The sequence below is a fragment of the Metabacillus sp. KJ11-3 genome (assembly GCF_055808295.1).
Window position 1 is genome coordinate 4,674,204 of record NZ_CM147865.1, and the last position, 13,611, is coordinate 4,687,814.

Here is a 13,611-nt window from a genome sequence, read left to right on the forward strand (position 1 = left end):
AGAAAGGAAGGGTAATATGAAAAAAGCAGATCGAATTAAACGAATGAAAGTACCGGCGGTTGACCCAAAACTAGCAAAGCGTCTTCCGCCTGGTCAGGTGCTAACCGAGCGTTTTCCAATACTGCACGAAGGAGAAGTACCTACCTATGACATGGCTAAATGGACACTTCGAATCTTTGGAGCGGTTAATAAAGAAGTGACTCTTTCGTATGACGATATCATGAAGATGAAGCAATCATCGGTTACAAGTGACATCCACTGTGTGACAAGATGGTCCCGTTTTGATAACACTTTTACAGGTGTGAAATTTCAAGATTTCATGAAGGAATTGGGTCTTGAAGCAAAAGGGAAATATGTCATGCTGCATGCAGATCAAGATTATACGGCAAACTTAGCTTTATCAGATCTTGACCGGGATGACGTCCTGCTTGCCCATTCGTTTGAAAATGAACCGTTAACGGATAAACATGGTTGGCCGTTGCGCCTCGTTGTTCCACATCTTTATTTCTGGAAAAGTGTGAAGTGGATTAGAGGAATTGAATTTATCGATGAAAACCAACCAGGATTCTGGGAGCAAAATGGCTTCCATATAAACGGTGACCCGTTCAAAGAGGAGAGATTTTCCGGTGAAGATTTACCGATTCCCGAGGATGAATGGGAGAGAAAAGATTATGACTGATATGCTTCCTAATTTAAAAATAAATCCTGAGGAATTACCAAAAAGAATCATCGTTTGTGGTGATCCCGGACGTGCGGAACAAATGGCTGGTTTACTAGATAATGGACAGCCTCTTGCAAAAAATCGCGAGTATCACAGTTATAAAGGCAGCTGGAATGGTGTTGAAGTGGCGGTTGTGAGTCATGGTGTTGGTTCACCGGGAGCGGCAGTTTGTTTTGAAGAATTAATAAAAGGCGGAGCGGAAGTTCTCATTCGTGTTGGAACAGCAGGATCTTACCAAAAAGACATTCAGCCGGGACATCTGGTGATCAGCACAGCAGCAGTCAGAATGGATGGCTTAACACGTCAGCTAGTGCCTGAGGGGTTCCCTGCTATTGCAAACCGTCAGATTGTGGATAAACTAGTTAAGGCTGCATCATCAAGGCTACAACAGGCTCATGAAGGAATCACATTAACATTGGATGTGTTTTACACAGGGGTTGTTCCTTTTCCACATGAGCTGTACAAACAAGCCGGTGTATTAGCAGTAGAAATGGAAAATTCAGCATTATTTACAATCGGAGCGATTCGTGGAGTGAAAACGGGGGCAATCTTAGCTATCGATGGATTTGCAGATGCGGATTTGAGTAATGAATATAACCCTCATACTGGTGTCGTTACAAAGGCAATTGAGCAGGAAGCGCTTGTTGCGTTGGATGCATTGGTGGCTGGAGAGTGAAGGGAAGAGTGTGATCAATTAGAGTTCACACTCTTTTTCTATGGTAGTAAAGCAAATAAATTTTGTTAGCGCTTCATTTGTATTATAATAAAGCTTGTCAAAAAGAGTGGAAATCGATTTCTTAAAAGGGATGGTGGAGAAAAAATGAAATATCGTCAACTTGGTGATACAGCTCTAAACATAAGTGAGCTCAGTTTTGGAACTTGGGCTATTGGAGGCTCATGGGGAAAATCAGATGATGAGGAAGCGCTAAAAGGGCTTGAACGCGCAATGGATGTCGGTGTTAATTTCTTTGATACAGCGGATGTATATGGAGATGGCCATAGTGAAGAGCTTTTGGCAAAGGCAACAAAGGGAAAAGAAGATAAAATCCATATCGCGACAAAGTTTTGCCGTGCAGGAGATATTTTCGACCCGGAAACATATTCTGAAAAAGCAGTGACAGAGTACTGTGAAGCTAGTTTGAAAAGACTTCAACGCGACACAATTGATCTATATCAAATTCATTGCCCACCAATGGAAATTCTTAAAAATGGACAAGTTTTTGAAGTGCTCGATAAGCTTCAGCAACAGGGGAAAATCCGCCATTATGGAGTAAGTGTTGAAACAGTGGAAGAAGGTCTATTCTGCTTAGAGCAATCTAATGTGAAAGCACTGCAGGTTATTTTTAATATTTTCCGCCAAAAGGCAATTCCAGAATTGCTTCCGCAGGCAAAAGCAAAAGGCGTCGGCTTATTGGCACGTGTTCCTTTAGCAAGTGGGCTGCTAACAGGCAAGTTCACAACAAATGCTACATTTGAAGCTGATGATCATCGCAACTTTAACAAAGATGGTGAGGCATTTAATGTTGGTGAAACATTTGCAGGTGTTGAATTCTCAAAAGGAGTGGAGCTAAGTCAAAAGCTTAACTGGATCGCTGAAGGTCGTGGAAATATGGCACGAGCGGCCCTTCGCTGGATTTTAGATCATGAGGAGATTACAACAGTTATTCCAGGTTTCAAAACAGTAAAACAAGTTGAGGATAACTTACAAGCGACTGAAGCACCTTCTTTTAGTGAAACAGAGCTGAAGAGATTAACTGATTTCTATGCAGAAGAGATACATCCGAATATTCGAGGGGTGTACTAGAATAATAGAAAAAAGGATAGAAGCTCTTCTATCCTTTTTTTGGTGTGTCCTGATGGTTTGGGCGGTGCGAAATTTGGCGAATGCAAGTATTTAGGGAAATGTTGCAAAAAAACTAATTATTTGCAAAAAAAATTGTGTAGCTGCAAAAAATATATGAAAGTTACAAAATTACACTGTATAGTTGCAAAAATCGGGTCAAGGCCATAAGTAGAAGCTTCATTTTCCAAAAAAACTGCCTACCAACAGTGGTAAGCAGTTTTACAACTATCTTATAAGCTCGATTCCTTCATTTCCATTGCTGAAGGAGAAGCCTTCTTCCGATTTTGTACATATTTGTACATAAACACGACTGAAATTAAAAACAAACCGGCTAATAAATAAAGAGTTTGATAGCCTAATTGAGCGGCAACGATTCCTAGTACAAAAGATCCGGCAGCAATACCTGAATCGAATAGGGTAAAGAATGTGGCGGTTGCATGTGCACTTCTATGATGTTCGGTTGATTGTACCGCGAGCGTTTGGAAGCAAGGGACAATGGTTCCGTATCCCAATCCGATGAAGGCACCGGCTAAAAGGAACATAAAAGTATTATGAGAAATACTTAATAATAGAAGTCCGACTATAAAAAAGGCGATTGCCGGATAGATGACGATATTTGGTCCTTTTGTATCAAATAAACGACCACTAAAAGGTCTGGACGCAATCATCACAACAGCAAAGACAACAAAGAAATAGCTCGCTGCATCTAACAGCTCTAATTCATTGGCATACATTGAAATAAACGATAAAACACTTGAATATGCAAAAGCAACTAAGCTTCCTACCAAGGCAATCGGCAGTGCCTTTCCATCTAATAGATCCTGTACCTGAAGACGTTTCTTTTCGACCGGTGCCGTTCTGGTTACTTCATATACTTTACTAAAAGCTGTAAACAATACACCGACTGTAATTAAAAATGCGAGAACAAAGAAAAGAGTTGTAAACGATGTGAATTGTAAAAGAGTAAGAGCAAGAAAGGGTCCGCAAACAACGGCGAAGTTCGTTGACATGACAAAATAACCAAGTCCTTCACCACGTCTTTTTACAGGTACCATATCAGCAGCTATAGACCCGGTAGCAGTTGTGGCAATGCTGAACCAAATGCCATGAACAAAACGTAAGATTAGAAGAAATGCATAATTGTCGATCCATAAATACATAAAAGAGCATACTGTAAAGAGAATCATACTAATCATTAACATACGTTTTTTGCCGAAATCCTGGAGAAGTTTTCCGGAAAAAGGACGAACAAAAATAGCAGATAATAAGAAAATCGTGACAATGAGTCCTCCATCAACACTTGAACGGCCTAAATCATTCACAACGTATATCGGTAATGACGTGAGTAATCCGTAAAATGCCAGAAATATAAAGAAGTTACTGAGAAAAATGCTGATAAAGCCTTTTGTCCATATTGGTTGTTTTTCAGTTTGATTCATATGTTTCATTCCACCTAACTTTCATTTGATTTGCCAAGTTTTTTCAAGAGAGTATATAAAAGCTCTTGTTCATCATCTTTTAAGTTGGCAACCATCGTTTGTTCGAAGTTCTTTACATCTTGCTCAACCTCAGGGAGAAGATCGAGTGCCTTTTCTGTAAGAGAAACAAGTCTTTCCCTCTTGTCACTTCCGGGTGTCCGTTTTACCCATCCGCTTTCCTCTAATTTAACTAGTGTTCTTGTAATAGTTGGTGCTTCAACATTTAAATAACGCCAAATATCACTTTGTGTCATTGGACCGTTTGATTTTAAACAATAAAGAATGGACCATTGTGAGCTGTATAGTCCATGTTTTTGTAAGTATTCATTTACTTCCTTTGTCATATGTCTTGTTTGTTGATAGAGCATATGGAAGAGTTTATTTGTTTCGATCAACGTTATCACCTCAATTTATTTACCTAGGTAAGTAATGATTGAAATATTTACTTAGGTAAATATCCAACTATACTAGGATACCAGAAATATTCATTTTGTAAAGAGGAAGGTAAAAAACTCCAGCCACAGTGTGACTGGAGTCATGTAAAAAGAAGCTAGATTTTTACCGTATCTTCTTTCATCTTCCAAGCCTTCTTCCATGAATGACTTACTAAGAGCAGAATTGAAAATGCCACCAATGCAACGATTGAAAATGTGATGAATCCAGAAGCATATGAACCTGTCATTTCTTTCATTGTACCTAAGATATTTGGTAAGAAGAAACCGCCAATCCCGCCAGCTGCTCCGACAATTCCTGTGATCATCCCGATTTCCTTTTGAAAACGTTGTGGCACCAGTTGGAATACAGCACCATTTCCCATACCCAGGCACATCATTCCAACGAAAAGTAATGCTGTGATGGCAAATAACGGAGGTAATTGACTAACCCCAAGCATACACACTGCAACACCGATAAATAGAAAAGAAAGTACCTTTACTCCACCAACTTTATCTGAGATAAACCCTCCAACCGGACGGAAGAAGCTTCCGGCTGCTACACATAAAGTCACGAAATCCCCGGCTTGAACAGATGATAAATTGTATTCATCAACAAAGAACATACTTAGAAAGCTTGATAACCCGACAAATCCACCGAAAGTTACACTATATAAAATACAGAAAAACCAAGTATCTCTATGTGCAAAAACTTTAAAGTAATTCGCAAGCGGCTGTGGTGCAGGTTGTGAAGGTGCATCTTTCGCTAAAATAATAAAAATAATAAACGTAATAAGTAATGGAATAAGAGCAAATCCCATTGTAATATGCCACCCAAACTGTTCAGCTAAACGTGGACCGAATAGAGTCGCAATAAGTGTACCACTATTTCCAGCTCCTGCTATTCCCATTGCCAAACCTTGAAGATGTGGAGGATACCATCTACTCGCCATCGGCAGAGCAACAGCAAAACTTGCACCTGCTACCCCCAATAAAATTCCGATCATATATAGTTCAGGTAAGGTTGTTCCTGCAAATAGGCCCCAAAGAAGCGGGATAGTTGTAATCGACATACCTAAAATGGCTGTTCGTTTAGGACCAAATCGATCGGTTAAAATCCCCAGCACGATCCGGAAAAATGAGCCTGCAAGAATTGGGGTGGCAACAATTAACCCTTTTTGTGAGGGTGATAAGCCGAATTCCTGTGTAATAAACACTCCTAGAGCTCCAAGCATTACCCAGATCATAAAGCTTACATCAAAATACAAAAAAGAGGAAAAAAGTGTCTTTGGATGACCGCTGGTTTTTAAATCAGATAGTTTCATTGTGAATCTCCTTTCATTTTCCATTCCTGAATAAAGATTTTCTCATTTTCTGTCTTGTTGTATGTCGCTTATTATAGGGGTCGAAAAAGGAGTAGAAAAGATACTTGTAAGGAAATGTAACGTGAAAATATGACCAATATAAAAGTGAAGGAAACGAAAAAAAGTATATAAGAAGAAACTGAGAATTCTTGTTAGCTTATCTAACAAGAATAATTTTCTGTGAACTAATATATGAAATAATGGATTTATTAAAAAAGTCTGACCATTTGTGAAGGTGTCTAGCGCAAGCGTCTAGCTCCGAGCACAGTACGTGCGAAGTGATCAAGGGCTTGCGCTTTTCGTAAGGAGGGTTAACATGAAGCAAAGATTGGTAGTAATCGGGAATGGAATGGCAGGAGTCCGATGTGTGGAGGAAATTTTAAAACAAAATAAATATCAATTTGACATAACGATTATTGGAAGTGAGCCTCATGTCAACTATAATCGAATTCTCTTATCATCTGTGTTACAGGGTGAGATGACATTTCCGGAAATAACAATGAACAATATCGAGTGGTACCAAAAATACCAGATCACATTATACTCAGGTGAAACAGTAACGAAAATAGATACGAAGCTCAAAAAAATCACAACAGATAAAAACCGTATCATTCCGTTTGATAAATTAATTTTTGCAACAGGTTCCTCACCGTTTGTTCTACCTCTTCCTGGAGTTGAAAAACCGGGAGTAGTCACATTCCGGACTATTGAAGATTGTGAAGCAATACTTGAAGGTGCTAAGAGGTTCAAAAAGGCAATTGTCATTGGTGGCGGAGTATTAGGGCTTGAGGCAGCTAGAGGATTGTTGAATCTGGGATTGGATGTAAAGGTTGTGCACAATACCGACTATCTCATGCAACGTCAGCTGGATGCCAAAGCATCAAGTATGCTTCAAAAGGAGTTAGAACAACAAGGGATCGGTTTCCTTTTAGGAAAAGTGACAAAGGAAATTAGTGGAAACGATCGGGTCGAGGAAGTTGAATTTACAGATGGTACAAAGGTAGAAGCAGACCTCGTCGTCATGTCGGTTGGTGTTGTTCCTAATACCAGCTTAGCTAAGGAATCGGGTCTCACTACAAATAGAGGGATTGTGGTTAATGATTTCATGGAAACAAGTATTCCTGATATATATGCAGTTGGGGAATGTGTTGAACACAATGGCGTTGTATACGGTCTTGTAAAACCTCTTTATGAACAAGGAAAAGTTCTGGCTAAGTTTATTTGTAATAAACCGGTTGATGGATACAAAGGTTCTGTATTATCAACTAGTTTAAAAGTGCCGGGGGTTGACCTTTTTTCTGTAGGTGATTTTGAAGAGGATGAAGCAACCAAAACCTTAACAATTTTAAATGAAGTGGAAGATACCTATAAAAAGATAGTGCTTCAAGGAGATATTATTGTCGGTGCAATACTGTATGGAGAAACAGGCCAGCAATCGAAAGTGCTAGACATGATTGTTAAAAGAAAGCATGTAAGTGATGAGGACAAACGCAGCCTTCTCCACTCAACAGACAATGGAGCATCAACAGTCAAATCAATGAAACGATCTGAAATCATCTGTAACTGTAATGGTGTAACAAAAGGAGCCATTATGGAAGCTGTCCAACAGCAGGGGTTAACAACGGTTAAAGAAGTGAAACAATGCACAAAGGCATCAAGCTCATGTGGCGGTTGTAAGTTACTTTTAACAGACCTGGTTGATTATATTCATAGTGATGAATGTAATGAATTTATCGAGCATAAGTCACTTTGCTCATGTACGGATCTTACGGAAGATGAAGTTGTGTTACAAATTCAACAACAAAATCTAGCGTCACTTCAAGAAGTTTTTGTTGAGCTTGAGTGGCGCTCGATGGAAGGGTGCTCAAGCTGTGTTCCGGCCATCCGCTATTATTTATCGATGATTTATCCTGAACGTGAGGGAATCAGCCAAGCTGTAAACCCATTTGAAGATGTAAAGGTAAAAAGGCTGAGTGATGGGACGTATTCAATCACACCACAGCTCTTAGGAGGGAAAGTAACATCTGATGAGTTAAAAAAACTGGCAAATATGATGGATAAATACAAAATAGCAGACATCGGAATTACACCTGAACAAAGAATCCAATTGAAAGGAATTAAAGAGGAAAGCATTCATGCTATATGCTCTGAACTTAGACTAAGTTCTACGGCAGCAAACACGGTACGCCATATGAACACATATTTTAGTGAACAAGAATGTATGTGTCATACAGACGACCGTTCTCTTAATTTGTCAATTGAATTGGAAAAAGAGCTTGAATTTTTGTTAACACCGCACAAGCTGGTCATCAGTGTGTCGGGATGCAAGCATAAAGAAGTAGATATGAGAACAAAGGATATTTGTGTAATAGGTGACGGGCTAGGCTGGGAAATTTATGTGGGAGGAAGTTTATCTCCTACTTTAAAACAGGGAGAGCTTTTCACAGTAGCTGCTCATGAGTTGATGGCAAAGCAAATGATTTGCGGACTCATTCAATATTACAGAGAAACAGCCAACTATTTAGAACAACTGGGAGATTGGGTTGAGCGTGTAGGGATGATTCATATTCGTGAAGTTTTATTTGAGGATACATTATGCGAACAACTCGTTCAGCGGTTGGAAGCAGAGCTCCAATCGTATGCTGAGAAGTCATGATCAATAAGATTAATAGTATAAGAGGTGGTTACCTTGACTGATCTGTTATTAAAATATTTCCGAACGAAGCAACAAGAAGTTCAATCGGAGAAAGTCTATGATACACAATGTCCATTTTGCAGTATGCAGTGCAAAATGCAGTTAATCGAACAATCTGTTGTCTCAAGGAAAACCTATAAAACAATAGGAAAAGACAACCCGACATCACAAGGACGTTTATGTATTAAAGGAATGAATGCTCATCAGCACCCTTTCCATCAAGATCGTGTTCTACATCCATTGTTGAAAGTAGATGGAGAGTTTGTGCGAATTTCATGGGAAGAAGCCCTGCTATATATCAAGAAACAAGTGGAAGAAATACAAGCAGTCGATGGGCATGAGGCATTATCAATCTATGGAAGTGCATCAATTACTAATGAAGAAGCATATATACTTGGAAAGTTTGCCAGAGTGGGCTTAAAGACTCCCTACATTGATTATAATGGCCGCTTGTGTATGTCTGCGGCAGCTACTGCGGCAAATCAGACGTTTGGTTTGGATCGCGGGCTGACAAACTCGTTAAAGGAAATCCCTTCCACAAGAGTCATCATATTAGCGGGAACAAATATTGCGGAGTGTCAGCCAACGATCATGCCTTACTTTGAAAAAGCGAAGGAAAATGGTGCATACATCATTGCGATCGATCCAAGGGAAACTCCAACAACACAATTAGCTGATCTGCATTTGAAGGTGAAACCGGGTATGGATGCAGCTTTGGCGAACGGTTTTTTAAAAGTTATTATTGACGAAAACTTAGTGGATGAAGATTTTGTTAGTGAACGTTCAACAGGATTTGAAGAAGTTAGAAACTATGTTCAATCATTGTCATTGGATGGGATTTCAGACCTCACAGGTGTTCCAATCGAGCAAATAAGAACAGCTGCAACAAAATTTGCGTCCGAAGAATCTGGAATGCTTTTCACAGCCAGGGGGGTTGAGCAGCAAATAGACGGAACGGTTGCCGTAAGGAATTTTCTAAATTTTGTTATCGCAACAGGAAAAATTGGGAAACCCTATTCAGGCTACGGAGCTATAACAGGACAAGGAAATGGACAAGGAGCAAGGGAGCATGGGCAGAAAGCTGATCAATTGCCGGGATACCGATTGATTGAAAATGAAGAGCATCGGGCATATGTTGCAAAAGTATGGGGAATTGACAAAAATGAGCTTCCGAGAAAAGGTGTCTCTGCTTACGAAATGTTTCAAAAAATAAATGATGGAGAGATCACAGGCATGTTTCTTGTCTGTTCAAATCCTGTTGTTTCCAACCCGAATGCAACCTTTGTGAAAGAAGCTCTTAAGAAATTAAAGTTTTTAGTAGCAGTCGATCTATTTGTTTCTGAAACAGCCAAGCTTGCTGATTTAATATTACCGGCATCTTCGTATCTAGAAGATGAAGGGACAATGACAAATATAGAGGGGCGCGTCACAATGCGTGAAGCGAGCCGTCCTTGTCCCGGCGAGGCGAAGAATGATTGGCAAATTATTTGTGAGATTGCAAAAGCATTAGGAAAAGAAAAATATTTTCCTTATCAAAAGGCAGAAGATATTTTTAATGAATTAAGGGAGGCAAGTAGGGGCGGCATCGCCGATTACTACGGCATTACTTATGATCGCATTAGAAAGGAGCAGGGGATTCTTTGGCCATGTCCAGAGGTGAATCATCAAGGAACAGAAAGACTTTTTGAACATTCATTTGCAACACCGAATGGAAAAGCTAATTTGATTCCTGTGTCAAACACTTCTGAAATACCGAAAGAAAAGCCTTGTAGTAATTATCCGTTGTACTTAACAACCGGCAGAATCATGTCACATTATTTAACGGGAGTGCAAACACGTAAAAGCTCAGCACTTGCTGCCAGAAATTTTGAATCTTACCTAGAAATTCACCCGGAAACAGCTAAAAAATACGAAATTGAACCAAATAGCCTTGTCACTGTTGCCTCGAAGCGGGGAAAAATTACCGTAAGAAGTAAAATATCTGAAAAAATCAGACAAGATACGGTATTCGTACCTTTTCACTGGGCAGAAGATCAAAATGTAAACATGCTAGTAGGAGAGGACCTGGATCCAACCTGCAAAATGCCCGGGTTCAAAGTAAGTACAGTGAATATTAGACAAATATAGATGTTTTTTTAAGGAAGTCGGTTTATAGCTGATTTCCTTTTTTTAGATGAATTGATCATTAGCTTTGGTGTCTGGCTCCAGCGCCTAGTCTCAGAATCGCAAAGGACGTGCAATTGCAGTAATTACGAGAGGACGTCGAGTCTGTCTGCCTCGGGGGTCTAGTCAATTTAGAATGGAAGGTAGAGAACGCCTTCTATTCTACATCGTCTTATTTGCATTAGGCTGATCAAGGCGCTTTCGCTTTTCTTATTGTGTGAATATTTATAATAAACTATGTTAGAAAACCTAACATGTATATAAAATATTTCATTTAACCGTGATATAGTGAAAGAAACTTTCCAAGGGGAGGCAATTTTCTTGAATAAAAAGAAGCTTGTATTAATAGGAAACGGTATGGCCGGAGTAAGAGCTGTTGAAGAAATTTTAAAAATTTCAAAGGATGCTTTCGATATTACCATTTTTGGGACGGAACCACATCCAAATTACAATAGAATTCTTTTATCAAAAGTTCTGCAAGGTGATACAGAGGTAAAAGACATCACCCTGAATGATTGGGACTGGTATGAGGAAAACAAGATTACCCTGTTTACAGGCGAGACTGTCACAAAAATTGATTCAGATATGAAGGTTGTTCGTTCGGATAAGGGAAGAATCGTACCTTATGATGAAGTAATCATTGCAACAGGGTCTGTTCCATTCATCCTGCCTCTGCCCGGTGCAGATAAGGAAGGTGTTACGGCTTTTCGTGATATAAAAGATACTGATATCATGCTTGAAGCATCAAAAAAGTACAAAAAAGCAGCAGTTATTGGTGGTGGATTACTGGGATTAGAAGCGGCACGCGGCCTTCTAAACTTAGGAATGGATGTTTCGGTTATCCATATTGCGCCAACCTTAATGGAACGTCAATTAGATGAAACAGCAGGTAAGCTTCTTCAAAAAGAGCTAGAAAAACAAGGAATGAAATTTTTGTTAGAAGCAAGTACTGCCGAGATATATGGAGAAGATCGTGTAGAAGGATTGAAGTTTAAGGATGGAAGTCACCTTGAGGCAGATTTAGTAGTAATGGCAGTAGGTATTAAGCCGAATATTTCACTAGCTGTTGAAAGCGGCCTTGATGTAAATAGAGGAATTATTGTAAATGACTTTTTACAAACAAATATCCCAAATGTGTACGCTGTTGGGGAATGTGCAGAACATAACGGAATTCCATACGGTCTGGTAGCACCTCTATATGAACAAGGAATGGTATTAGCTAAGCATATTTGCGGTGTGGCAACTGACGGGTATAAAGGTTCTGTTTTATCAACTCAATTAAAGGTATCCGGAGTCGAGGTATTTTCAGCCGGTGACTTTATGGAGGGAGACGACAAAAAGTCCCTGAAGATCTTTGATGAACAAGATGGAATCTACAAAAAAATAGTATTAAGAGGAAATAAAATTGTTGGAGCTGTTTTATTCGGTGATAGTAAAGAGGGAAGTCGCTTATTCTCCATGATTAAGAAGGAAGCAGATATTTCAGATACAGAAAAAATCACCATTCTTCAGCCGATTGGAGAAGAAACAGGTGAAAGCTTAGTTGCATCAATGCCTGATGATGAAATAATTTGCGGATGTAACGGGGTATCTAAAGGAACAATCGTTCAAGCGATCAAAGAACAGGGCTGTACAACAGTTGATGCAATTAAGGGTTGCACAAGTGCTTCCCGTTCCTGTGGAGGATGTAAGCCATTAGTTGCCGATGTTCTTCAATTTACACTTGGTTCAGATTTTGATGCATCCTCACAAAAAGAAGCGATCTGCGGCTGTACAACATTATCTCGCGATGAAGTGGTAGAAGAAATTCGTGCCAAAGGATTAAAGCATATTAAGGAAGTTATGAATGTACTCAATTGGGAATCAGAAGGATGTTCAAAATGCCGTCCGGCTCTTAACTACTACTTAGCAATGGTTAACCCAATTGGATATGAAGATGAAAGAGAGTCCCGATTTGTTAATGAAAGAATGCATGCCAATATTCAAAAGGATGGAACTTACTCAGTTGTTCCGAGAATGTATGGCGGTGTAACGAATGCCAGTGAATTGCGTCGAATTGCTGATGTTGTAGAAAAGTATGAAATTCCATTAGTAAAAGTAACGGGTGGACAGCGTATTGACTTATTTGGAGTGAAAAAGGATGATCTACCGAGAGTATGGCAGGATTTAGATATGAATTCGGGTTATGCATACGGAAAATCATTACGTACGGTAAAAACATGTGTTGGAGAAACTTTCTGTCGCTTCGGTACACAGGATTCAATGGGCTTGGGTATTCGTCTTGAAAAGAAATTTGAAGGTCTGCAAACACCGCATAAAGTCAAAATGGCTGTCTCCGCTTGTCCGAGAAGCTGTGCAGAATCAGGCTTTAAGGATATTGGATTTATCGGAATTGATGGTGGCTGGGAGCTTTACGTCGGCGGTAATGGTGGTACACACGTACGTGGAGGAGATTTACTATACAAAGTTAAAACCGATGACGAAGCAATGGAGATCACAGGTGCTTATCTGCAATACTACCGTGAAACAGCTACCTACCTAGAACGTACATCTGCATGGATCGAACGCGTCGGCTTAGCACATGTCCAATCTGTATTGGATGATAAACAAAAACGCATCGAATTAAACGCCCGCATGGATGAAACCTTGTCTGTTTATAAAGATCCGTGGAAAGAGATTATTGAAGATAAGAAAACAACAAAAGAACTATTTGAGACGGTGGAGATGGTTTAAGTAGAACTTAATTTTCTTTTAATTGAAATTCTTCTTTCGTAAAGATTTTTGCTCTAGAATATTATTTTTAACTCTGTAGTGGAATGGAGCGCAAGACACTCGACTCCTGCGGGAAGTGAGGGAAGGCTGAGACCCCGCAGGCGAAGCCGAGGAGGCTCAGCTTCCTCCCCGGCGGCATGGAGT

General features: G+C 39.7%; 9 protein-coding genes. 6 read left to right on the forward strand and 3 right to left on the reverse strand.

The genetic code is table 11. The annotated features are described in order from the left end of the window. Positions 1–16: 16 nt before the first annotated feature. The 3 genes from AC0L8O_RS23275 to AC0L8O_RS23285 all read left to right on the forward strand — a co-directional run bounded on the left by AC0L8O_RS23275 (position 17) and on the right by AC0L8O_RS23285 (position 2,525). Positions 17–679 carry a sulfite oxidase-like oxidoreductase gene (locus AC0L8O_RS23275; protein ID WP_026563004.1) on the forward strand — a complete coding sequence of 221 codons (663 nt, stop codon included), beginning with the start codon at positions 17–19 and terminating at the stop codon, positions 677–679. A 1-nt stretch (position 680) separates the two neighbouring features. Then, the gene (locus AC0L8O_RS23280; RefSeq protein ID WP_473449109.1) at positions 681–1,397 is read left to right on the forward strand and encodes a nucleoside phosphorylase; all 717 of its coding nucleotides are present in this window, start codon (positions 681–683) and stop codon (positions 1,395–1,397) included. A 144-nt stretch (positions 1,398–1,541) separates the two neighbouring features. Then, complete coding sequence (locus AC0L8O_RS23285; RefSeq protein ID WP_473445620.1) at positions 1,542–2,525, forward strand: aldo/keto reductase; 984 nt, start codon at positions 1,542–1,544, stop codon at positions 2,523–2,525. A 269-nt stretch (positions 2,526–2,794) separates the two neighbouring features. Here the strand turns inward: AC0L8O_RS23285 and AC0L8O_RS23290 are convergent, their stop codons facing one another. From AC0L8O_RS23290 to AC0L8O_RS23300, 3 genes are all read right to left on the reverse strand, one after another. Then, positions 2,795–4,003 (reverse strand): MFS transporter, encoded by a 1,209-nt coding sequence (locus AC0L8O_RS23290; protein ID WP_473445622.1) that lies wholly within the window; start codon positions 4,001–4,003, stop codon positions 2,795–2,797. 14 nt (positions 4,004–4,017) lie between these two features. Next, the gene (locus AC0L8O_RS23295; protein ID WP_034333694.1) at positions 4,018–4,410 is read right to left on the reverse strand and encodes a MarR family winged helix-turn-helix transcriptional regulator; all 393 of its coding nucleotides are present in this window, start codon (positions 4,408–4,410) and stop codon (positions 4,018–4,020) included. Between the two features lie 182 nt (positions 4,411–4,592). After that, entirely contained in the window at positions 4,593–5,798 is a 1,206-nt protein-coding gene (locus tag AC0L8O_RS23300; RefSeq protein ID WP_026563009.1) for a nitrate/nitrite transporter, read from the reverse strand. Positions 5,799–6,153: 355 nt separating this feature from the next. Here AC0L8O_RS23300 and nirB (AC0L8O_RS23305) point away from each other — a divergent pair, with 355 nt between their 5' ends. The 3 genes from nirB (AC0L8O_RS23305) (at position 6,154) to nirB (AC0L8O_RS23315) (ending at position 13,428) form a co-directional block, all read left to right on the forward strand. After that, positions 6,154–8,493, forward strand: coding sequence for a nitrite reductase large subunit NirB (gene nirB, locus AC0L8O_RS23305; protein ID WP_473445624.1), 2,340 nt, complete (start codon positions 6,154–6,156; stop codon positions 8,491–8,493). Between the two features lie 33 nt (positions 8,494–8,526). Continuing rightward, complete coding sequence (gene nasC / locus AC0L8O_RS23310) at positions 8,527–10,659, forward strand: assimilatory nitrate reductase catalytic subunit NasC (RefSeq protein WP_473445626.1); 2,133 nt, start codon at positions 8,527–8,529, stop codon at positions 10,657–10,659. Between the two features lie 357 nt (positions 10,660–11,016). Then, positions 11,017–13,428: a nitrite reductase large subunit NirB gene (gene nirB / locus AC0L8O_RS23315; protein ID WP_026563012.1), complete on the forward strand. Its 2,412-nt coding sequence runs from the start codon at positions 11,017–11,019 to the stop codon at positions 13,426–13,428. Positions 13,429–13,611: the final 183 nt, after the last annotated feature.

Bases quoted from the DNA above. Each gene is read 5' to 3' on its own strand.
- AC0L8O_RS23290 (WP_473445622.1), bottom strand. From the start codon at position 4,003: ATGAATCAAACTGAAAAACAACCAATATGGACAAAAGGCTTTATCAGC.
- AC0L8O_RS23295 (WP_034333694.1), bottom strand. From the start codon at position 4,410: ATGCTCTATCAACAAACAAGACATATGACAAAGGAAGTAAATGAATAC.
- AC0L8O_RS23300 (WP_026563009.1), bottom strand. From the start codon at position 5,798: ATGAAACTATCTGATTTAAAAACCAGCGGTCATCCAAAGACACTTTTT.
- AC0L8O_RS23280 (WP_473449109.1), top strand. From the start codon at position 681: ATGCTTCCTAATTTAAAAATAAATCCTGAGGAATTACCAAAAAGAATC.
- AC0L8O_RS23275 (WP_026563004.1), top strand. From the start codon at position 17: ATGAAAAAAGCAGATCGAATTAAACGAATGAAAGTACCGGCGGTTGAC.
- nirB (WP_473445624.1), top strand. From the start codon at position 6,154: ATGAAGCAAAGATTGGTAGTAATCGGGAATGGAATGGCAGGAGTCCGA.
- AC0L8O_RS23285 (WP_473445620.1), top strand. From the start codon at position 1,542: ATGAAATATCGTCAACTTGGTGATACAGCTCTAAACATAAGTGAGCTC.